At 60.3% G+C, this 20,313-nt stretch carries 20 protein-coding genes; 6 read left to right on the top strand and 14 right to left on the bottom strand.

What is annotated here, in order from left to right; all coding sequences use genetic code 11:
- Positions 1 to 4: 4 nt before the first annotated feature.
- Positions 5 to 448, bottom strand: a complete 444-nt coding sequence (locus tag ACD590_RS30340; RefSeq protein WP_065276489.1) for a type II 3-dehydroquinate dehydratase — start codon at positions 446 to 448, stop codon at positions 5 to 7.
- Between the two features lie 111 nt (positions 449 to 559).
- Complete coding sequence (locus ACD590_RS30335; RefSeq protein ID WP_113541669.1) at positions 560 to 1,390, bottom strand: transporter substrate-binding domain-containing protein; 831 nt, start codon at positions 1,388 to 1,390, stop codon at positions 560 to 562.
- Between the two features lie 247 nt (positions 1,391 to 1,637).
- Between ACD590_RS30335 and ACD590_RS30330 the strand changes: the two genes are divergently transcribed.
- A complete protein-coding gene (locus ACD590_RS30330; RefSeq protein WP_439004101.1) occupies positions 1,638 to 3,533 on the top strand; it encodes a bifunctional sugar phosphate isomerase/epimerase/4-hydroxyphenylpyruvate dioxygenase family protein in 1,896 nt (631 codons plus the stop codon).
- 8 nt (positions 3,534 to 3,541) lie between these two features.
- On the opposite strand, the gene ACD590_RS30325 is transcribed toward ACD590_RS30330, so the two are convergent.
- Positions 3,542 to 4,216, bottom strand: coding sequence for a GntR family transcriptional regulator (locus ACD590_RS30325; RefSeq protein ID WP_028732680.1), 675 nt, complete (start codon positions 4,214 to 4,216; stop codon positions 3,542 to 3,544).
- A gap of 72 nt (positions 4,217 to 4,288) precedes the next feature.
- Positions 4,289 to 4,957 (bottom strand): GntR family transcriptional regulator, encoded by a 669-nt coding sequence (locus tag ACD590_RS30320; RefSeq protein ID WP_065276485.1) that lies wholly within the window; start codon positions 4,955 to 4,957, stop codon positions 4,289 to 4,291.
- Positions 4,958 to 5,467: 510 nt separating this feature from the next.
- On the opposite strand from ACD590_RS30320, the gene ACD590_RS30315 reads away from it, so the two are divergent.
- From ACD590_RS30315 to ACD590_RS30305, 3 genes are all read left to right on the top strand, one after another.
- A complete protein-coding gene (locus ACD590_RS30315; protein ID WP_131605631.1) occupies positions 5,468 to 6,298 on the top strand; it encodes an MBL fold metallo-hydrolase in 831 nt (276 codons plus the stop codon).
- 152 nt (positions 6,299 to 6,450) lie between these two features.
- Positions 6,451 to 6,825: a GFA family protein gene (locus ACD590_RS30310; RefSeq protein WP_131605630.1), complete on the top strand. Its 375-nt coding sequence runs from the start codon at positions 6,451 to 6,453 to the stop codon at positions 6,823 to 6,825.
- 35 nt (positions 6,826 to 6,860) lie between these two features.
- Positions 6,861 to 7,727 (top strand): alpha/beta fold hydrolase, encoded by an 867-nt coding sequence (locus ACD590_RS30305; protein ID WP_168300132.1) that lies wholly within the window; start codon positions 6,861 to 6,863, stop codon positions 7,725 to 7,727.
- 21 nt (positions 7,728 to 7,748) lie between these two features.
- Here the strand turns inward: ACD590_RS30305 and ACD590_RS30300 are convergent, their stop codons facing one another.
- Positions 7,749 to 8,501 carry a polysaccharide deacetylase family protein gene (locus ACD590_RS30300; protein WP_439004100.1) on the bottom strand — a complete coding sequence of 251 codons (753 nt, stop codon included), beginning with the start codon at positions 8,499 to 8,501 and terminating at the stop codon, positions 7,749 to 7,751.
- Positions 8,501 to 9,589, bottom strand: coding sequence for a glycosyltransferase family 4 protein (locus ACD590_RS30295; protein WP_439004099.1), 1,089 nt, complete (start codon positions 9,587 to 9,589; stop codon positions 8,501 to 8,503). Before ACD590_RS30295 ends, ACD590_RS30300 begins: the two co-directional genes overlap by 1 nt.
- 179 nt (positions 9,590 to 9,768) lie before the next feature.
- On the opposite strand from ACD590_RS30295, the gene ACD590_RS30290 reads away from it, so the two are divergent.
- Positions 9,769 to 11,487: an adenylate/guanylate cyclase domain-containing protein gene (locus ACD590_RS30290; protein WP_439004098.1), complete on the top strand. Its 1,719-nt coding sequence runs from the start codon at positions 9,769 to 9,771 to the stop codon at positions 11,485 to 11,487.
- On the top strand, positions 11,487 to 12,365 hold the full coding sequence (locus tag ACD590_RS30285) for an FkbM family methyltransferase (RefSeq protein WP_439004097.1): 879 nt from the start codon (positions 11,487 to 11,489) through the stop codon (positions 12,363 to 12,365). The genes ACD590_RS30290 and ACD590_RS30285 overlap by 1 nt, the downstream gene beginning before the upstream one ends.
- Before the next feature lie 30 nt (positions 12,366 to 12,395).
- Here ACD590_RS30285 and ACD590_RS30280 read toward each other — a convergent pair whose 3' ends face one another.
- The 8 genes from ACD590_RS30280 to ACD590_RS30245 form a co-directional block, all read right to left on the bottom strand.
- Positions 12,396 to 13,295: an RDD family protein gene (locus tag ACD590_RS30280; protein ID WP_439004096.1), complete on the bottom strand. Its 900-nt coding sequence runs from the start codon at positions 13,293 to 13,295 to the stop codon at positions 12,396 to 12,398.
- Positions 13,292 to 14,368: a stage II sporulation protein M gene (locus ACD590_RS30275; RefSeq protein ID WP_439004095.1), complete on the bottom strand. Its 1,077-nt coding sequence runs from the start codon at positions 14,366 to 14,368 to the stop codon at positions 13,292 to 13,294. Before ACD590_RS30275 ends, ACD590_RS30280 begins: the two co-directional genes overlap by 4 nt.
- Positions 14,368 to 15,687: a DUF58 domain-containing protein gene (locus ACD590_RS30270; protein WP_439004094.1), complete on the bottom strand. Its 1,320-nt coding sequence runs from the start codon at positions 15,685 to 15,687 to the stop codon at positions 14,368 to 14,370. Before ACD590_RS30270 ends, ACD590_RS30275 begins: the two co-directional genes overlap by 1 nt.
- Complete coding sequence (locus ACD590_RS30265; protein ID WP_439004093.1) at positions 15,688 to 16,644, bottom strand: AAA family ATPase; 957 nt, start codon at positions 16,642 to 16,644, stop codon at positions 15,688 to 15,690.
- Entirely contained in the window at positions 16,631 to 17,905 is a 1,275-nt protein-coding gene (locus ACD590_RS30260; protein WP_439004092.1) for a hypothetical protein, read from the bottom strand. The genes ACD590_RS30265 and ACD590_RS30260 overlap by 14 nt, the downstream gene beginning before the upstream one ends.
- The gene (locus ACD590_RS30255; protein ID WP_439004091.1) at positions 17,898 to 18,653 is read right to left on the bottom strand and encodes a hypothetical protein; all 756 of its coding nucleotides are present in this window, start codon (positions 18,651 to 18,653) and stop codon (positions 17,898 to 17,900) included. The genes ACD590_RS30260 and ACD590_RS30255 overlap by 8 nt, the downstream gene beginning before the upstream one ends.
- A 3-nt stretch (positions 18,654 to 18,656) precedes the next feature.
- Entirely contained in the window at positions 18,657 to 19,103 is a 447-nt protein-coding gene (locus ACD590_RS30250) for a DUF805 domain-containing protein (RefSeq protein WP_439004090.1), read from the bottom strand.
- A gap of 251 nt (positions 19,104 to 19,354) precedes the next feature.
- Positions 19,355 to 20,260, bottom strand: coding sequence for an NAD(P)/FAD-dependent oxidoreductase (locus tag ACD590_RS30245; protein ID WP_439004089.1), 906 nt, complete (start codon positions 20,258 to 20,260; stop codon positions 19,355 to 19,357).
- Between the last annotated feature and the right edge of the window lie 53 nt (positions 20,261 to 20,313).

Raw genomic sequence — 20,313 nt, 5'->3', positions numbered from 1 at the left:
AAGTTCAGTCCCGCTTGACCATGCCTGCCATCGCCTGGACAGCGAGTTCATAGCCGTCGGCTCCAAAGCCGATCATGATGGCCGTGACAACGCGCGAGATCAGCGAATTGTGGTAGATGCTCTCGCGCGCATGAACATTCGAAATATGCAGTTCGATCTTCGGCGGGTCGAACATTTTCAACGCATCGAGAAGGGCGATCGATGTGAACGTATAAGCGGCAGGATTGATGATGATGCCACAGGCGTCAGTCCGGGCTTGGTGCACGCTTTCGACGAGTTCGCCCTCGAAATTGGTCTGCCGAAACTCGACGTCGAATCCGAGCGCCTTTGCCTTGGTCACGCAGCGTTGCCTGATGTCGGCAAGCGTCGTGGTTCCATAGATCGCCGGCTCGCGCTGACCGAGAAGATTGAGGTTCGGTCCATTGAGCACAAAGATTGGCTTGTTCATGATCGCGCTCCCGGACGCGGGCCGAAGCCGGTCTCGAAACATGATGGTAGCGTTGGCGGGCATCACTAGGGACGCCCGCGTCCACGGCTAAATGCTCGGTTTATGGAGCTTTCAGTTTGCGGCGAACGGAATGCCCTCGAGGCTAGCTGGGAATTCCGGGACCGGAACCTTCATCCACTTGTCGTAGACTGCCTTGAGTTCGCCGTTGGCCTTGATCTTGTCGATGAAGGTGTTGATCGCCGCATTGATTTCCTTTTCGCCGAGACGCGTGCAAGCACCGTTATAGAGCTTCTGGAACTCAAGCTTGTTTTCGAATTCGCCCGGACGGGCCTTCTCCACCCGATCCATATAGAAGATGTTGCCACCAAGTGTCTCGACCTGGCCGGACACGAGCGCCTGGACGCTTGCGGCGTCTCCGTCATAGCGTCGGATGGTCGTGCCTGGGGGTGCGTTCTTGGTGACCTGCGTGTCCTGAGCTGCACCCTTGGCCACGCCGACCGTGTACTTGGCCATGTCGGCATTCGTCTTGATCTCTGCGGATTTCGGACCAATCAGAACGATGGCGTTGGCAACATAGGGCTTGCTGAACTGCACGGCCTTTGCGCGATCCGGCAGCATTGCCATCGTCGCGAACAAAACGTCGACGCGGCCGGCCGTCAGTGCGGGAATGCGGTTGTTGACTTCAAGCGGCACGAACTCGACGGTAACGCCCAGTTCCTTGGCAAACAGCGTCGCTATGTCGGCATCGAGGCCGTCCTGCTTGCCTCCGCTGGTCACGAAGCCCCAGGGCGGGTTGTCACCCTGAATCCCGACGATGATCTTGCCGCGAGCCTTGATTTCGTCAGGCGTGACGGCGGCTGCCGGTTGCGCCAGGGTGACGGCAGCCACCAGGGCCGCGGCTCCGAGCATCGCATTTCGGCGCGTTAGCAAAGACTTGAACATGTAATTCCTCCTCCTTTGCGGTCATTCGACCGGACAGCCACCTCACCTTTTGACTGTGAGAGCAATGATTGCCAGAGACGAGCGCGCAAATCAACAGAGTTTTTCGAAATCATATGAGAATTTATAATAAGACACGCTATTTGAATTCCTCACGACATTTGCCATAATAGTAGCGAGCGGTTTTCTGGAACGCATCGTCGTCTTCGGCGCTCGTTTAATCTCGCACGGATATCGGAAGGGCTTTGACATGAGGACCTCGATTGCGACTGTAACGATCAGCGGCGAACTCCCGGAGAAGCTCGAGGCGATCGCCCAGGCGGGCTTCGATGGCGTCGAGATCTTCGAGAATGACTTCCTCGCCTTCGACGGAAGCCCGGCTGATGTCGGGAAACTCGTCCGCGACCATGGCCTGGAGATCACCCTGTTTCAGCCATTTCGTGATTTCGAGGGCATGCCGGAGCCGCTGCGAAGCCGCACATTTGACCGTGCGGAACGAAAGTTCGACGTCATGCAGCAGCTGGGAACGGACCTGGTGCTCGTCTGCTCAAACGTCTCGCCGGCAGCCATCGGCGGCATCGACCGGGCAGCAGACGACTTCCGCGAACTCGGCGAACGTGCCGCCAGGCGTGGACTGAGGGTGGGCTACGAGGCGCTTGCCTGGGGTCGCCACATCAGCGACCACCGCGACGCCTGGGAGATCGTGCGTCGCGCCGATCATCCGAATGTCGGTCTTATCCTCGACAGCTTCCACACCTTGTCGCGTAAGATCGACGTCAATTCCATCCGCTCGATTCCCAAAGAGAAAATCTTCATCGTCCAGCTTGCCGATGCTCCGTTGATCGACATGGACCTGCTCTATTGGAGCCGCCACTTCCGAAATATGCCGGGTGAAGGCGACCTTCCCGTCACGGCGTTCACCGAAGCCGTCGCGGCGACAGGTTATGATGGATATTTCTCCCTGGAGATTTTCAACGATCAGTTTCGAGGTGGTTTGTCGCGTGCGATTGCGGCCGATGGCCATCGCTCCTTGATCTACCTTGGCGATCAGGTACGACGCCATCTCGGCATCGGAAGCATGACCGGAGCGGCGATGCCGGAGAGGCCCTCCGTAAAGGGGGTCGGCTTCGTCGAGTTTGCCACCGATGAGGACGATGAAATCGAGCTGGTTGCATTGCTGCGCACTCTCGGATTCAAGAGGACTGCGGTCCACCGCACGAAGAAAGTCTCTCTTTTCGAGCAGGGCGAGATACGGATCCTCGTCAATGTCGATCAGGCGGGATTCGCCAACGCTGCCTACGCCGTTCACGGTACTTTTGCATATGCCATGGCCCTGGTCGTCGACGATGCCGTCAAGGCATATGAGCGCGCACTCGCCTTGGATGCCGAGCCATTCACCCAGCCCGTCGCGGAGGGTGAGCTTGTGCTGCCTGCCATTCGGGGCGTGGGAGGTGGGATCGTCTATCTCATCGACGACAAGAGCGCATTGGGTCGCTTCTCCGAAATCGACTTTCAGCCGGTTACGGACGACAGCGACGCGCCGTCGGCAGGCCTTTTGCGCATTGATCACGTCGCCCAGACGGTCGGTTACGATGAAATGCTCACCTGGCTTTTGTTCTACACGTCCATTTTCGAGACGCGGAAGACCCCGATGGTCGACATCATCGATCCAGCCGGGGTGGTCCGCAGCCAAGTCGTCGAAAACGAGTCCGGCGCGCTGCGCATTACCATGAACGGAGCCGAGAATCGCCGCACCCTGGCGGGGCATTTCATTGCCGAGAAATTCGGGGCCGGCATACAGCACCTGGCGTTTTTGACCGACGATATCTTTGCAACCGCCGAAAGCCTTCGTGTTTGCGGTTTCAGATCACTGCACATTTCGCCGAACTATTACGACGACGTCGAAGCACGGTTCGGCCTCGATCCGGCCCTGACCGAGCGGCTGAAGGCGGAAAACATCCTCTATGACCGAGACGAGCATGGCGAATATTTCCAGCTCTATAGCGGAACATATGGAGAAGGTTTCTTTTTCGAGATCGTCGAGCGCCGCGGATACCGCGGATACGGCGCGCCGAACGCTATTTTCCGGATCGCCGCGTTGAAGAAACAGATGCGTCCAGAAGGAATTCCGAAAGACGCCTCTTGAGCCATGTTTTAGGCAATCCGGCCGCTCTTGAGCACATGCTCCACGCCGCTTTGAACGTGCCGTCTGACGACCTCGGTTGCACCAGCAACGTCACGCTGAATGGAGAGCTCGAACAGAAGCCTATGGTCATCGACAACAGGCTTTCCGCGAAAACTCTCGGCCAGCATATGGTAGCGGAGAAAGCGGTCGAAGACGGATGACAATGTCGCCATCAGTGTCGCTGAATTGCAGGCCGAGACGATCGCCTGATGGAACTCCCAGTCGTATCGGACCCAGTCGACGGTCCGCGAGACGTCGCCGGCAAGGAGCTTGCGTTCCGCAGCGGCCAGCCTGTGGTGTGCGGCGACGATGCGCCCCTCCCATTCGAGATTTCCCGCAGCGAAGGCAAGGCCGATCGCATGCGTTTCAAGAACGATCCTGAGGTCGGCTAGCTCGAGGAGTTCTCGGCGCGAAGCAGGGCTGACTTCGAAGCCACGCTGGCCCTCGGCAACAACGAGATTTTCCGTCGTCAGGCGGCTTAGAATTTCGCGCAGCGATGAAATGCCGATGGAGTAGCGCTCCTTTGCCTGCTCCAGCTTGATCTTGGCCCCCGGCGGCAATGTCCCTGATATGATATCCTCGCGGATTTGCCGGAAGACGACATCGCTTACTGTTTCAGCCGGGTCATGGACTTGCTTGAGCATGGCTTTTCCTGGTTTTGCCGAAATGTCCGAGTTGGTAGACCTGAAGCTCGAAGAGACACGTCCGGATCATTTCTATTTCAGCGTCCCTCTTGCCAGCGCATGTTCGACCCCGCCCTGGATATGCAGCACAAGCACCCGCTTGGCCGTCTCTGCATCCCGTCGCAATGCCGCATCCAAAAGCTGCTGATGTTCATTGGCCGCGACATCGCCTCGATAGGACAAGGCGACCATCTGATATCGCAGATATCTGTCGAAGATCACCGAGTGCGTCTCCATTAGCAGTTTCGATCCACAGGCGGATATCAGCGCCTGGTGAAACTCCCAGTCGTAACGCTTCCAGTCCTCTGCCCTGCTGGTGTCGCCAGATGCCATCACCTGTTCCATCCGCGCCAATTTGTAGTGCGCCGATACCAGGGGAGCTTCCCACTCCACGTCGCCATGCACGAACGACTGCTCCAGCGCATGTGTTTCCAGGAGAAGCCTCAGCGCCGCTGTCTCCTTGAGGTCCGAAACGGACACTGGAGACACTTCGAAACCTTTTTGTCCCTCGGCAACGACAAGCCCCTCGGACGACAGCCGATTGAGCACTTCTCGAAGTGTACTGATGCTGGTCTCGTAGGACTCCTTCAAGCTTTCCAGCTTCAACTTTTGCCCGGGGGTCAGCCGACCAAAAATGATGTCGGCCCGAATGCGCCTGTAGCTGCTCTCGGCAATGGTCTCGTTTATAACCGGCTGCAGCATCGCGAGTCTCTTATATTTTCTATATCGTCGGATATATCTCTTTCTGGCATCCTCAATCAAGGAAGCATTCGCAGAATAGGAATTAGAATTTTCTCATATGATGCTGGTTTGGCCGGAGAACGCGGATGCGACTGGGTCGAGCAGGGCCTGACCACAATACAGCGCCCCATGCCTGTTGGGCCAAGCCCTTTGGCGCGGCTTTCGCGCTGCTCCTAAAACTAGATTTTTCGGCTCAACAGGGCGGCAATTGTTTTTTCAATCGCGCGCAACCATCTAATAAGCATGACGTACGGGAAAATGTCCCCGCCCTCAGCAGCCCGTTTACCGAAAACCAACCATACTGGGTTGCTTTCCGAAGCGAAAGCCGATTGCTTAGGAAAATCTACTTCTTCTTCCGCTAGCGGTTAGGAGAATGAAAGGGGCCGCAGGCAAACCCGTGGAATTCTACTGCTTCGCATCGGGATGAACAATGACTACGATGGCGACGTGGGAAGGCCGGTTTGAAGAACGATGACGACAGATTTGTTTCAGGTAAAATTTTGGGGCGTCCGCGGCAGTATTCCCGTGTCAGGCCCCGAGTTCGATCGCTACGGCGGTAACACTTCCTGCATCGAAATTCGCTGCGGAAAACATCGGATGATCTTCGACGCAGGCTCCGGCTTGCGCGAGGCTGGGCTATCGATGATCGCCGACAGCGTCAGCGACGTCGATCTGTTCTTCAGCCACTGCCACTACGACCACATCATCGGCCTGCCCTTCTTCAAGGCGATCTATTACCCCTCGATCAACGTCAACATCTGGTCCGGCCATCTCGACGGCAAGATGAGCACGCGCGAAATGGTCGAGCAGTTCATCAGCCCGCCCTGGTTTCCCGTCAAGACCGACATCTGCCAGGCGACGATGAACTTCCGCGATTTCCATGCCGGCCAGGTGCTGACCCCTCACAAGGGCATCGAGATCAAGACCTTCATGCTGAACCATCCGGGCGGCGCCATCGGCTACCGCATCGAATGGCAGGGCCGCTCGGTCGCTCTCGTCTATGATATCGAGCATATTCCAGGCAGCTATGATCCGATCTCGCTGGAGATGATGCGGGACGCCGATCTCGTCGTCTACGACTGTACCTACAATGAAGACGAGATGCAGCGTTTCAAGGGCTTCGGCCATTCGACCTGGCAGCACGGCACTGAGCTTGCGAAAATGGCAGGCACCAAGCGCTTCGCGCTCTTCCACCACGCCCCCTCCCGAACCGACGAACAGCTGGCGCAGATGGAAATGCAAGCGCAGGCAGCCTTCCCCGAATCCTTTGCCGCGCGCGACAATCAGATCGTGGTGATCTAGCAGCTCCAGCTCCGCTAAGGGCCTCCGTTATCCTGTCAAGTCCGATGCTCTTCGACTACGTCGAACCGAGCATGCCTGCGACGTCACAACGGAACAGATGCTGGGCCAGACCGTTTTCCCGGCAGCGCAAATCAACGAAACAGGGATCCGTTATGACCGTGCTTTCCGGAAAGTGTCTCTGCGGGCAGGTGCACATTTCTGTCCGGGGCGAACCCTTACGCGTTGGAATCTGTCATTGCACGGACTGCAGGCAAGAAAGCGGTTCGGCCTTTACCTTCTACGGGATCTGGCCCGCCGTCCAATTCGAACATTCAGGGCAAAGCGCCGCGTTCCAAGGTCGGCATTTCTGCACCGGTTGCGGTTCGCGCCTGTTTTCCGCCGATGACCAGGAGGCGGAAATCAAGCTTGGCATCCTCTCCGAGGCGCCGACGCCTCTGGTGCCGAGCTACGAACTCTGGGTCAAACGCCGCGAGCCGTGGCTGCGACCGGTGGAAGGCGCCGAGCAGTATGACGAAGACCGAAGGTGAAAAGAAACGAAGAACGGTTCTGAGGAGGCTTCCCTATGGCCACTCTCGTCCGACATCGCTGGATGACTGTTGCAGGCGTCGAGACTTTTTATCGCGAGGCCGGCCGCAAAGATGCTCCGGTCTTGTTGCTGCCGCACGGATATCCCTGTTCATCCTATGAATTTCGCAATCTCATGCCGCGCCTTGCCGACCGTTGGCGTCTGATTGCGCCGGATTTCCCGGGGGCGGGCTACAGCGGCACGCCTGATGATTTCGACTACAGCTTCGATGGATACGCTGCCTGGCTGGAGGCCTTCATCGGTGCGATGAAAGTCGACCGGTTTGTCCTCTACCTCCACGACTTCGGCTCGCCTATCGGTGCGCGGTTGGCGATCAGAATCCCCCAGCGCATCGTGGCGCTGATCATCCAGAATGGCGATATCCCCTATGAAGATGCCCTCGGACCGAAGTATGCGGATATCGAGGCGACGTGGACGCTTCCAAGATCGGAGATGAGAAAGGTGCTGGCGGAGGCGGTCAGCGAGGCCGCCTTCAGGCACGAATTCCTCAACGATCTGTCGCCCCATCTGGCCGATACGATCCCGCCAGATCTCTGGAAACTACATTGGTCGCTGATCACGCCGCGGCGCAAGGAAATCGCCATAGACCTGATCGCCGGACTGGAGGAGAACCGGGCCTGGTTCCCGGAACACCGCAAATACCTCAGCGAATACCGGCCGCCGACCTTGATTGTCTGGGGTCCGAACGACCACTACATGCCGGAAAAATCAGCGCGAGCCTATCTCCGCGATCTGCCGGATGCCGAACTCCATATCCTGGCCGGCGGCCACTGGCTGCTCGAGACGCATCTCGATGACGTCGTAGCGCTCATGCGAGAGTTTCTCGGGCGAGTTCACGCGTGATCGCTGCTTTCCGCGAGTGTTCTAAGTCTCGAGAAGTGCTGACGCCGCCGACCAGCGGACGGCGGGATGCCGGGCAGTGATCGCAAACAAGGCCGACAGGAAATCCCACGCCGCCGCATCATGCACCAGATGGTGGGTGAGCACGCCAACAGGCTCCTCGCTGCCGGCAAACCGGTCGCGAAGCTCGGTGACCAGTTCGGCCACCAATTCCGCCTCGCCCCGTCCGCCCCGCGTGCCGTGCCAGTCGATGATGTCGACATGGGTGTTGAGCAGCGGCACCGGACCGCCCTGCCTTGCCCGCCCATAGACCGAAAGGGCTGCAAATCCGAGCTCCGGCAACGCCGGGATGAGGGCCGCATCGATCCGGTTCCACGGCGGCACCAGCATCGGCAGGAAGCGAGCCGGATGCAGTCGCTGCAGCAGCCGGAACCCTTCACGCAACTCGCCGAGCACGGCATCCGCCGGCCGCTCGCCGCCGAGTTCCTGCTTCTTCGCCTCAGGCCCTGCATGGTTCGTATGAGACCAACCATGCACCACAACAGTGATGGCTGTTTCCTCCACCAGGCGCGCGGCCAAGGCCTCACCGGTCAGGCCGGGAATAACCGCGAGCGTCAGCGGAATATCGTTTTCGCCCGCCAGTACCATCAGCGTCTCCAGCGCCGGCGTCGGCTCGACGGCGTCGTCATCGCGCAGCCAGAACCGCGCCACGCGGCCGGCAGCCTGCCAGCGGTCAAGCTCGCGGCACAGAGGGTCCCAGGCTATCCCGTCGGTCATCACGTCACTCCTATTCCTGCATTGTCCCGCAAAATTCCGTTCAAAACCTGCGCCGCCATCGCAAGCGAGCGTTGCCCAAGCACGAAGCGCCGCGCCGTCTGCCCTATGGCGTCGCGCCTTTGCCTGTCGTCAAGCAAGGCGGTCACAGCCTCGGCATAGGCGGCGACATCGCCATCCGGCGTCAGCAGGCCGGTCACCCCAGCCTCGACCACCGCTGGCACCCCTGCCGTTTCCTGCGCAACGACAGGCAGGCCGGCGGCCTGGGCTTCCAGATAGGCAAGACCATAGGCCTCGCCGCAGCCGGGCCAGACATAGAGGCCGCCATGCCCAAGCAGTTCGGCGATCTCGACGGGATTCCGCTCGCCCAGCCATTCGATGCGGCCGCGAAAATCGGCAAACAGCGCCTGTACCTCCTGGCGCATCGGACCATCGCCGATGACGGCAAGCGTCCACGGGCGTTCTTCGATCAGCCGCAATGCTCTCGCGAGCATCGCATAACTGTCCATCTTGTCGCCGGCCCGCATCATCGCAACCGTCATCAGCCGGTGCGGATCGGGCGCCGGCGACGCCCTCTCGAACAGCGCCGTGTCGATGAAGGGTTTCAGCCCGGCAAGCCGCGCCTGCGGAAAGGCGGCTGTGAGCCCGGCCTGGTCGCGCTCGGTGAAGCTGATATTGACCGCCGCCTGCATGATCGCCTCGCCCACGCGTTTCTGTGATGCTGCCCAGCCGGTTCGGTCGCGTTTTGCCGCGTAGGAGGCTTCGGCGGTGACATAGGGAATCGCGAATTCGGCTGATATCGCCGGCCCGAAGGTATCGGGCGATTTGTAATAGGGGTGATAACAGCACCAGAGTTCCGGTCGCGGCCCAGATTTCCATGTCAGCCGCAGCCGCTCCAGCTCGGCGGAGATGGCGGGTTCGAGCGCGGCTGCCGCCTCCGGTGTCGAGGCATAGGTGCGGAATTCGGAGGCGATGTCGACCTGATGTCCGCCAAGCTCCAGCGCCCGGATCAGCAGCCGCGCCATCAGCCGGTCGCCCGATGGCACCGGATGGTTCGGCGATTTCATCGGCGCGTAGAAAGCCACCCGCATTGGGACACCTCAGGTAAGACACACTGTTTACAAGTTTCGCGCCTGTCGGGAAAATTCCGCTATTGTCCCTTTGCCGAAAACTTGCGCATAAGCATATGGAATGTGATCGCGATCGAAGCAATTCCGCCTCTTTCCCAATCTCTATGGGCGTGCGGTTACATCGACAAGAACGGGAATGAATGACGACGGTCTCGGCCACAGGGATTTTTTCGGAACGGACGATCAGAAGGGCGAGGCTCGGTTCCGGCCTCGTCATTTTCATCTTCGTCGTGCTGCATTTGTCGAACCACGCGATTGGCCTGATTTCCGTCGCCGCCGCCGATAAAGCCGCCCATATCTTCCTGGCGATCTGGCGCAATCCCCTGGGGACCGCCGTCTTCTATTCGTCGGTCCTCATCCATATCGCGCTGGTACTGCGCGCCATCTATATGCGTCGCAGCCTGGTCATGCCGAAGGGGGAAATGGCGCAGATCGTGCTCGGCTTGATGATCCCGCTGCTGCTTATGGATCATGTTATCGGCACGCGCATCGCCCACGAGTTCTACGGCTACATCGATGATTACGAGACGGTCGTCGGTTCGCTGTGGATCCGGAATCCGGCAAACGGCGCGCGGCAGGGGCTCGCCGTCGTCGCCGTCTGGATCCACGGCTGCATCGGCATCCATTTCTGGCTGCGCTACCGCTCCTGGTACCCGGACTTCGCACCGCTCATGCTGGCGCTCGCCATCCTCGTGCCGGTGCTCGCGCTGCTCGGCTTTGTCGAAATGGGCCGGACACTCGCCGACCCTTCCTACCAGCAGTCAATGACGGTCAGCGCTTACAAGGAGGGCGTCAACACCCGCTACGCCTCGAACCCGGACGTTCACCGTCAGGTCGCCATGATCCGTGCCGGGCTCTACGGCGCCTTCTCGGCCTCGCTGCTCATCGTCGTCGTCGCCCGCGCCCGGCGCAGGCTGAAGGAGCGGCTCGACCAGGTTGCCGTGAATTATCCGGGCGGCGAGGTGATCCGTGTGCCACGCGGCTTCTCGGTGCTGGAAGCGAGCCGGCTCGGCGGCTTGCCGCATTATGCCGTCTGCGGCGGCAAGGGCCAGTGCTCCACCTGCCGCGTGCAGATCCTCGGCGATTACGAAAGCCTGCCTGCCCCGGACAAGATGGAACAGACGACCCTGAAGCGCATCAATGCCGGCCCGGATGTCCGGCTCGCCTGCCAGCTTCGTCCGAACCGCGACGTTGCCGTCGCGCCGCTTCTCGTGCCGGCGATCGAGGCTGCGCTTCCCGCCAACAGCCAGGAGACAAGCCCCGGCCGCGAACGCGAGATCGCCGTGCTCTTCGTCGATATCCGCCATTTCACCACGCTGACGGAAACCCGCCTGCCCTTCGACGTCGTCTTCCTGCTGAACCGCTATTTCGCCATCATCGGCAAGGCGGTGGAGCAGGCGGGCGGGCGGCTCGACAAGTTCATCGGCGACGGCGCCATGGCGCTCTTCGGCCTCAATACCGCGCCGGAGGAAGCCTGCCGCCAGGCGCTCAACGCGGCAGCAGCGATCGTCGCCGAGATCGATAAACTCGCCGCCGAGCTGGCCGATGAACTGGCACTGCCGCTGCGCATCGCCATCGGCATTCACACCGGCCCGGCCGTCGTCGGCACGATGGGATACGGTCGGGTCCGCAGCATGACGGCGATCGGCGATACCGTCAATGTTGCGAGCCGGCTCGAGACCGCCGCCAAGGAGTTCGAGGCGGCAATCGTCATCTCCGAGCCGGTAGCGAACCTTTCGGGTGCTAACCTCGCCGGCATCGAAAGCCGTGAAATCAGTGTGCGCGGCCGGGCCCTGCCCTTGAAAGTCTACGTCATTCCGAGAGAGAAAGCGGCAGAACCGCTCGAAGGAAAAGCCTGATGCCCGGCAAACCCTGGCTGACCGCCAAATACTGGAGCCGCCGGGTACGCAAGGCGCGCAATGCCGCCGCTTCGCGCTTCTTCGACACCCGCTTCGGCCGACGCCTGCTGATCGAGAATATCGGCCCGCGCGTCGTCTCGATGACGGTCGACGCCGGCGACCATCTGATGACCTTCTCGCCCTCGGACTATATCGGCCGCAAGGTCTTCCGGAAGGGCCATTTCGAGCGCGAGGCCGTTGACCGGCTGATCGTTATCCTGCGAGAGCGGGGTCTGCTCAGAAAGGATGCGACGCTGCTCGAGATCGGCGGCAATATCGGCACCCAGACCGTCTATTTCGCGCTCAGCGACACTTACATCAATATCGTCAGTGTTGAGCCCGACCCGCGCAATTTCCCGCTGCTTCAGCTCAACATTCGCCAGAACCGGCTGGAGGAAAAAGTCCGGCTCATCAATTGCGCCGCCGGCGAGAGCGAAGGCGAGATCGACTTTTTCCTCAACCTCAACAATCACGGCAAGAGCAGCGCCATCCGCCAAAGCCCGACGGACAGGAAGATCAGCGTGCCGGTGAAGCCGGTCTCGAAGATCCTTGCCGGACTTTCAATCGACCCGGCCGCGATCGGCCTCGTCTGGATGGATATCGAAGGCTACGAGCCGGTCGCCTGCCGCTCGATGCAGCCGCTGCTTGCCCGCCGCGTGCCGCTCTATATGGAGTTCACGCCGCTCTTCTACGGAGCAGAGGGAACGAAAGCTTTCATATCCATGCTATCAGGCTTCTACGAGGATTGCCTCGTCCTCTTCGAGGATCGAGAGGTGGAGATGAAGGTGCGGGATCTGCCGGGCGATGTCGATCAGTACGACGTACTGTTTTTGCCGTAGAAGGCGCGTTGTTTCGGAAACTACGTCGCATCAAACAAGTTTCTTCGCCTCTGTTCGCGAATGCTCATGATATTTGTTTTCGCGAAGCGTGCCGAAAAGCTTCAAGCTCTCCAGATGCTCGCGCTGAGCGCGGTAGAACTCATTCAGGAAAACCAGCTCCCGGCCGGGCTTCACGGTGTCTTCATACCGGATCCTCCGGGTAATGGTGCGCACGATCTGTTCGATCTCTTTATGGTTGGACGTCTTTGTCGAGTCGCGAAGCACGTCCTCCAGCGTCTGCAGCTCATATTTGCCGTAGACATCGAGATGCTCGGCCAAGAATTCGTACTCCGCCTGCGTCGACGCGGCGGCGGGGGCGGACAGCGCGAGGTCGGACAGCAGCACGGAGCGCGGAGTGTCGACCACCAGGGTGCCGGCAATGATGTCGCCGAGCCTCTGCCGGCGCCGGTTGGTAAAGGGAACGACGACCACCGCCAGAAGCCAGAGGCTCGTCAGACCGTTTTCCCAGGCCGACTGCGTGCCGACCGAAGCCAAAAGGCCCATGGGGGCGAAAATCTCCACCTGTTTCATCAGGTTGCGTGCGGTCACCTGGTGCGGCGTAAGCCGCCGTCCGTCCACATTGATGACGCGGATGCCCGTTATTCTTTTTCCGAGCGTGCGTCCGTTCCAGATGAGTTCCGAGAGTATGTAATAGGGGATCTGCACCAAAAAACCGAGCAGCACCATGAGCATCGCCTCCGCCGTCATAGGCAGTACGCCTGTGAAGATGATGGCGGTGGCACAGATGAATATGATGATTGTGGTGAAGACGATGTCGAGGAATTGCGCGCCGAAACGGGTTCCGAGCGAGGCAATGGCGAAGGTGATCGGGACGCCCTCCGGCGGGATGAACTGCTCGACGCGCTTGCCGTCCTTGTCTGTCCGGTTCATCGCACCGCCTCACGCGACGCTTTGCTTTCGCGACCTCCAAGCACCAGCCAGCCCACCCAGCAGACGCCCATCCCCCAGCCGATGACGAGACGCCAGGTCGGATCCTGGATCAGCTGGCGCAGGAAGCCTTCGATGAAGGCTGCCGCGACAAGCATCAGCCCTGCGAGGATGGCGAGCTTGACGGCATCATGCGCCTGGCGGCGCAAGGCTTCCTTTCGTGTTCTGGCACCTGGAAGGAGAACGGCAAGTCCGAGCCTTGCCCCACCCGCGCAGGCAATGGCGATGGCCGCAAGCTCGGTCACGCCGTGGATCGAGAGCCAGGCGAAGACGTCGTAGCCCAGCCCTCGGCGATAAAACATCGCGAAGAACGCGCCGAGGATCAGACCATTGTAAAAGGTCAGGATGAAGCTCGGCACCGACACGAACACACCAAGGGTGAAGATCAGGATGACGATGGTGGTGTTGTGGGAAAAGAGAAAGGCGGAAAATGCGGCCAGCCGGTCGCTGTCATGCCCTTCATCGCCATAGATGGTCGAACGGAGGTAGTCGGTCGAGGCATCAGGCGTACGCTGGTCGGCCATCTCCGGCGGCACCAAGGTATAGAACCAGCTCGGATCGTTGGCGCAGAGCCTGTATCCGGCCAGCGCGCCTAAAATGAGCGCCAGGAAGCCGATGAACAAAGGCAGGGCCGAGCGACGCACGGCCTGGGGAATGCCGTGCGACAGCAGGCGCCTCATCAGGCCGCCCAGGCTTTCCTGCGGGGCGTAGACGACGAGATACGCCCGGGCGCAAAGGCTTTCCAGATAGGCAATCAGGGCGCGATCGAGAGAAATATCGCGCGCCACGCTCAGCGAGTTCATCGCCTGCCTGTAGCCGCTGGCGAGATTGCGGACCTCATCATAGCCGAGCGCGGCTGCGCCCCCTTTCTCGGCACGCGTCACGAGTTCGTCCAGTTGACGCCAGTGTGCCTCGCGCTCCAGCCGGAAGCGGGCCGAACGAAGCGTATCGTTCTGGACGGCGCCGACATTGACTGTCGCGCCCTTATCCATCCTGCCGTCGATACCGATATCCATCATATCATCTCACGGGATTTGATTTCGATGTAGCGCGCAATGAGATCCGAAGTCAGTGCCTCCGGCGTGCTGTCGAGGCAAAGCACGCCGAGACGCGCCAGTTTTTCCATGACGGCGCGCCTCTCCTGAAGGATCTGGCGCGCCGCGACCGAGCGAGCGACGGCATCGAGCGTCGTTTCCTCGGGCTCGATGAGCTTCGCGAGCATCGGATCGCGCAAGGCGACATAGACGACGAAGTGATGCCGGGCGAGCACCTGTATGTTCTCGATCATCAGCTCCGCCGTGATGGTGTCGACGAAATCGGAGAATATCACAACCAGCGAACGCCGCTTCAGGCGTCCCGACAGGTGGGTCAGTCCGAGCGTATGGTTGGTCTCTTGGGTTTCGTAGCGTAGCCCGGCGCACACCGTCTGCAGCCGCGGAAAGGCCGCGCGTCCGGGCAAGGCCGGCACGAAGAGACGCGGACGGCTGTCGAAGCTGTAGAAGCCGACGAGATCGCCGGCAAGGCCCGCGCCCCAGCACATGGCGAGCGCCGCATTGATGGCGCGATCGAGTTTCGTGAAACCGGCAAGCCGCTCGGCCATCAGCCGACCCGAATCGACGCAGAGGATGATCTGGTGGTTGCGCTCGGCCCGCATCTCGCGCACGACGAGACTGCGCATGCGCGCCGACCGCTTCCAATCGATGCTGCGCGGATCCATGCCGCTGGCAAATTCACGCAGCTGGTGGAACTCCGATCCCTCGCCTCGCAACCGCAAATCCTTCTGGCCGGCCTCCAGCGGCAGGATCTGGGTCTTGATCGCTCCCGACAGCACCGGCGATATGTCGGGCTGCACGGCAATCTCTTTGCCAACGGGCATCTTCGCGATCATCTCGAGCAGCTTCCACCGCGATGGCCACTTCAGCCACAGCTCGTTGACCGCGTATCGTCCCCGCCGGGTCAGATGCAGGTCCAGAGAGGCCTTGGCCTCCCCTTCTCCGGCACCCGATGCAGGGTTGAGCCATCTGATTTCGCGGATGACGAGCTCGGGAGCGAGATCGAGCCGGATTTCGATTTTCTGAGGCAGCGCGCCCTTCTGCGGCCGTATGCCGACCGTGAACGCGGTGGCGTGGCCGACAAAGCCTTGCGGCGGCAGATCGAAATCGATCGTCATCCTGCCCGCTAGGTTGGAGATGACCAGATCGGCGACCGTCAGGGCTGCAAGTGCAAGCCAGATAAGCAGCAAGAGGTAGCTCATGTCGCGCCACCACACGCTAGTGAAGACCGTCACCGCGGCGGATATCAGAACGAGCGCGATCAGAGTGGAGGATGGCCGCATTTAACGGGGCGCATCCACGCGGTTCATGATATTGCGCAGCACCTCGTCCGGCGTGCGCCCGTCAATTTCCGCCGAGGGCGAAAGCACGATGCGGTGACGCAAGGCGGGCACCAGCAACGCCTGGACATCGTCCGGCAAGCCGTAATCCCTTCCCTCGAAAGCCGCGCGCACGCGCACTGCCGATGCTACGGCGTCGGCTGCGCGGGTGGATGCGCCGTAGAGAATGTCGGGATCCGAGCGCGTTGCGCGCACCAGATCGACGATGTAGGTCAGGATCGTGTTGTCCAGATGGATCGCATCGATCAGCGCCCGCCCTTCCGCGAGTGCGGCACTCGTGACAAGCGGACGGATGCCTGCGTTGCGCAGGTCTGATTTCAGCGCCTGCGTCGCGTGTTTGGAGAGGATAGCAATTTCCGTATCGCGGCTGGGAAAATCGACGACAAGCTTGAACAGGAAGCGATCGAGCTGTGCTTCGGGCAAGGGATAGGTGCCCTGCTGCTCGATCGGGTTTTGCGTGGCAAGCACGAAGAAATCCGGCCCCAGGGAATAATCGGTCCCGTCAAGCGTGACCATCCGCTCGTTCATCGCCTGCAGCAGCGCGGATTGCGTCTTCGGCGGCGCGCGATTGATCTCGTCGGCGAGAAGAATGTCGGTAAAGACCGGGCCCTTGGTCAGGTGGAACTGATTAGTCTGGAAATTGAAGAGATTGACGCCCAGAACATCGCCGGGCATCAGGTCTGGCGTGAACTGGATGCGTCGATATTGCAGCGCCATGGCGGCAGAGACTGACCGGGCAAGCAAGGTTTTGGCCGTGCCGGGCGGACCTTCGACGAGGCAGTGCCCGCCGGCAAAGATCGAGATCAGCACGAGATCGATGATCGCATTCTGCCCCTGCACGGCTTTGCCGATTTCGCCACGAACCGCAGCGATAAGATTGCGAAATTCACCTAGATCCAAGGTCGATGCTCCCCAGCGATTTTCTAAAAATTTCGAGATTGCGATGCAGATTAGCCCGCGTCATCAGATGTCCACGATCGATCAGCGCCTGTGCTGACGAGTGCAATGCTTTCGCCGCCGCCTGATCGCGGCGCGCCAAACGCTGAAACAGCCGCTCTATGCCCGCCTCGTTTCCCGCTCCAGGGCCGAAGACCAGTTGCGCCTTGTCCGCAAGCAGATGGAGCACGAACTGTCCGGTCATCCGGCCATCATTACCCGATAGGCGCAGCAGACGCGCCGTCGCGTCGATCGCGGCAGTCTTCGACAGCTCGATGTTTCCGGATGTCTCGTTCAAGGCAGGCCCGAAGCGATAGGCGCCGCGCCAGAAACAAATAGCGGCAACAACAAACAGCACTCCCCAGATGACGGACAGCGGATAGGCGAAAAACCGCTTGAAATCGGAGGTAGAGCGCTCGTAGGTTCGGCCCTCATCCGCCGGTTTCTTGCTATCCAGAGGAAGGCCTGATGTATCCAGATAGACCGGCCGCTTCTCGCCCGCGCCGCGCAACAGCGTCACGAGCGACACGGCAAAGGAGGCGTTATCGGCCAGAGCCAGTCCGTGATTGTTCAACAGGTCCGGATCCGACAGCAGATAGATGTTGGGGTCGTCCTCGCCACGCAGGAGCAGTGCGCCCGACGGTGTGCCCGCGAGCTCCTCCCAACCACCCGGGAGGCTCGACCGTTCGAAGGTTTGTGCCTGATAGAGGGCGATACTGATGGGCTGCCCCGGGTTCAGCTGCGGCTGCGCCTCTTCAAACTTGGTACTGCTACGGGCGAAGCCAAAATCTGAATAACCGATCTTGTCGAGTTCGCTGCCGATATCGGCGAGATCGACCAGTCTCGATTTGCTGGCAACGCCATCCGTCGACACGCTTCCCTGCCACTTCGGCAAAATGATCAGCGTCGGCAGGGCATAGCGGTTTGACTCCCGGATCGGACTGTCCGGACCTGCATCATCCGCTTCGTCGTTTGCCTGAGGTGCGACAGCCTCGCCTTGGCGTATCGACAAGGGAATAATGCGCAGCGAGATTTCCGAACGCGCTCGGGCGACATGAGGGTCGGATCGGACGACAGGGATACCCTTGGCTTGCAGCCACGATTCCAACCCCTTGTTGCCGAGGGCAGAGCGGTCGAAATCGCTGCCGCGCGACAGCGCAAAGACTGCCAGAGCCGCTAGCGCAAGCAACAGCCCCAGAAACAGAAGAGGGCCCGAGTTACGCATTGGCTACTCTGCCTGAGGACAGCAAGCCGCGCGCGGTCGTCAGAAGGACGCCGAAATGGCTTTCCGCGAGCGTTCGGCCGCCGTAATGGACGAGCTCCACTGCGGTCAGAAAATTTTCAAGCCGATCGCGGTCGGGCATGTTGCTCGGTAGACGGGCGAAAACCGCCCGTTCAGTATCCGAGCGGAAAAGCCGCGTTCCCGTCACATCAGCCGCGTGAAGCAGGCAATGTCTGAGCAGCAGGACAAGCGCCTGCCTGCGATCCGCCATGGCGGCAATGCGTTGGAGGAAGTCGCTCGGCTTTTCCTCGGCCTCGGCTGCTGACGTGCCCCAGCTTTCCGGCGCCTCCCCCTGCCGCTTCATGTCGCGTGGAGCAGAGGAGAGCAAAACACCGCCATTGCCGAAGCGTATCCACAAGCCGATGACCACGATGAGACCGACAAGCACGACAGCAACCGCCAGAGGACCGCTGACGACCGGCTCTCGCGGGATCATCATCGGCTTGCGTTGCGGCGACGATGTTGTCGTATTCGATGCCGGCTCGGCTTTTGCCGAGACGTCGCCATAGACGAGCGTGCAGCGATATCCGTTCTGCTGGCACTGCGCGGCATATTCGGCTCCGACGGCGCTCCTTTGATGATCACCGCCCCCAATCTGCTGACTGTCACTTCCCTGCGCCTGCGCAAGTGAAAACTGAGCCGAGGCGGCGAGCAACAAAGCCGCCAGCAGGCCGAGGTTGCGGATGGCCATGCTCTAGGCGAAGACTTCTGCTCTCACTTCGGGGCGCAGAGGATCGGGCCCGAACTTGTTCGGACCCTCCGTGCCCCTGAGCACGCAAATCACCAACATCGCAAGGCCTGCAATGAAACCGACGGCGGGAATCATGTTCAGGATGAACAGTGCGAGATACCACCAAGCGGAAATGTTGCGATCATGGAAGCGGCGAACCTGAAGAGATATCTGCGGCAAAAACATTGAAAGCGCGAACAATCCACCGACGGCCCCGAAAGCGAATAACACTGACGAAGGTCCATCCTGAATATCGGAAAAGGCACCGGCCAAACTGGCCACGATTAGAAGTGCGATCCCTACAAGCACATAGAACAGTTGAAACCACCAGAACTCCGAGCGGGAGGCCCTGCCGGAAAAGGTTGCATATTTCTGCGTTAGAACAGTCCGAACGGCTTCAGTAAACCCCATTTCAATGCCCCCATTTATGCTGACGCAAGCGCGGTGATCCCCGGTCTCACTATCCTCTTGCTCGCAGTCATTTCAGATGAAAAACAGCTACAATTCAAACGTAGAAATTGCAATAAGTTGGTTGCATCGGGTCATTATTTTAAAAGCAATGCTTAACGCGTTGAGATTTTCACCTCGATGACCGCAAGGTGGACGTGAAGGTCCCTGACCTGTTGGGGAGAATTTCACCCGTTTATCGGGATGTTTCCGCCTTATGCTGCCGACTGCATGACAAGCGATTGATGGCAGTGCACGCCGGCGAGCACGCCTGAGGCGGAGGCGAGCGTGGCATTGTGCATGGCGCTTGCCGCATCGCCGGCGGCAAAGACACCCCTGATGGTGGTTTCCTTGTTATCACCGATGCAGATGATCGGCCCGAACGGGCCGTCGTCGAAGGCGCAGCCGAGCTGTTCGGCAACCGGGCTCGCCATCGCCGTTTTCGGCGCGACGAACACGGCATCGAGCGGCACGACGCGGCCATCGGCGAGGCGAACGGCCTCAAGCTTCGGATTGTCGCCCAACAATTCCACGACGGGGCTGCGCTCGATCCGGACACCCCGGGCGCTCAGCTTCAGCAATTGCTCTTCATCGGGCTCGAATAGCGCCTGGGTGAAAAAGGTCGTTACTCCCCAGTCCGGGATCATCATGGCCGACTGGGCCGAATGCGGATGGTTTGCAAGGACACCGAGCTTGCCGCCGCTCACCTCGAAACCGTGGCAATAGGGGCAGTGCAGCGCGGAACGGCCCCATCGCTCCTTGAGGCCGGGGATTTCGGGCAGCGTGTCGCTGACACCGGTTGCGAGCACGATGCGCGCGGCTCGTTCTTCGCCGCCGTCTTCGGTGCCGACAATGAACGCGTCACCATCCCTCCGTGCCCGAACGACTTTTCCCTGGCGGATTGTGATGGTCGGATAAAGCGAGAGTTGGCGTTTACCCTCCCGCATGATTGCCGCGGGCGTCTGGCCGTCCTGGCCCAAGAACCCATGCGACGCTTCAGAAAAGTGATTGCGCGGCGCGCCGGCGTCAACCAGCATAACCCGCCGCCGCGCCCGGGCCAGCTGCATGGCTGCCGACAGGCCGGCAAAGTTTCCGCCGATGACGATCGCTTCAAACGACATGAAACTCTCCTTGGATATCGAACTCATGACTCAACATAAGTTACATGATGCGG

The sequence above is a fragment of the Rhizobium sp. 862_C5_N1_2 genome (assembly GCF_051811205.1).
Lineage (GTDB): Bacteria > Pseudomonadota > Alphaproteobacteria > Rhizobiales > Rhizobiaceae > Rhizobium > Rhizobium leguminosarum.
This window is presented reverse-complemented; position numbering and strand designations above follow the sequence as displayed.

Coding starts and splice junctions, on each gene's coding strand:
- ACD590_RS30320 (WP_065276485.1), bottom strand. CDS start 4,957: ATGCTGCAGCCGGTTATAAACGAGACCATTGCCGAGAGCAGCTACAGG.
- ACD590_RS30260 (WP_439004092.1), bottom strand. CDS start 17,905: ATGCGTAACTCGGGCCCTCTTCTGTTTCTGGGGCTGTTGCTTGCGCTA.
- ACD590_RS30300 (WP_439004100.1), bottom strand. CDS start 8,501: ATGACCGACGGGATAGCCTGGGACCCTCTGTGCCGCGAGCTTGACCGC.
- ACD590_RS30270 (WP_439004094.1), bottom strand. CDS start 15,687: ATGCGGCCATCCTCCACTCTGATCGCGCTCGTTCTGATATCCGCCGCG.
- ACD590_RS30315 (WP_131605631.1), top strand. CDS start 5,468: ATGACGACAGATTTGTTTCAGGTAAAATTTTGGGGCGTCCGCGGCAGT.
- ACD590_RS30275 (WP_439004095.1), bottom strand. CDS start 14,368: ATGGATATCGGTATCGACGGCAGGATGGATAAGGGCGCGACAGTCAAT.
- ACD590_RS30340 (WP_065276489.1), bottom strand. CDS start 448: ATGAACAAGCCAATCTTTGTGCTCAATGGACCGAACCTCAATCTTCTC.
- ACD590_RS30255 (WP_439004091.1), bottom strand. CDS start 18,653: ATGGCCATCCGCAACCTCGGCCTGCTGGCGGCTTTGTTGCTCGCCGCC.
- ACD590_RS30295 (WP_439004099.1), bottom strand. CDS start 9,589: ATGCGGGTGGCTTTCTACGCGCCGATGAAATCGCCGAACCATCCGGTG.
- ACD590_RS30245 (WP_439004089.1), bottom strand. CDS start 20,260: ATGTCGTTTGAAGCGATCGTCATCGGCGGAAACTTTGCCGGCCTGTCG.
- ACD590_RS30305 (WP_168300132.1), top strand. CDS start 6,861: ATGGCCACTCTCGTCCGACATCGCTGGATGACTGTTGCAGGCGTCGAG.
- ACD590_RS30310 (WP_131605630.1), top strand. CDS start 6,451: ATGACCGTGCTTTCCGGAAAGTGTCTCTGCGGGCAGGTGCACATTTCT.
- ACD590_RS30250 (WP_439004090.1), bottom strand. CDS start 19,103: ATGGGGTTTACTGAAGCCGTTCGGACTGTTCTAACGCAGAAATATGCA.
- ACD590_RS30325 (WP_028732680.1), bottom strand. CDS start 4,216: ATGCTCAAGCAAGTCCATGACCCGGCTGAAACAGTAAGCGATGTCGTC.
- ACD590_RS30280 (WP_439004096.1), bottom strand. CDS start 13,295: ATGAACCGGACAGACAAGGACGGCAAGCGCGTCGAGCAGTTCATCCCG.
- ACD590_RS30290 (WP_439004098.1), top strand. CDS start 9,769: ATGACGACGGTCTCGGCCACAGGGATTTTTTCGGAACGGACGATCAGA.
- ACD590_RS30335 (WP_113541669.1), bottom strand. CDS start 1,390: ATGTTCAAGTCTTTGCTAACGCGCCGAAATGCGATGCTCGGAGCCGCG.
- ACD590_RS30330 (WP_439004101.1), top strand. CDS start 1,638: ATGAGGACCTCGATTGCGACTGTAACGATCAGCGGCGAACTCCCGGAG.
- ACD590_RS30285 (WP_439004097.1), top strand. CDS start 11,487: ATGCCCGGCAAACCCTGGCTGACCGCCAAATACTGGAGCCGCCGGGTA.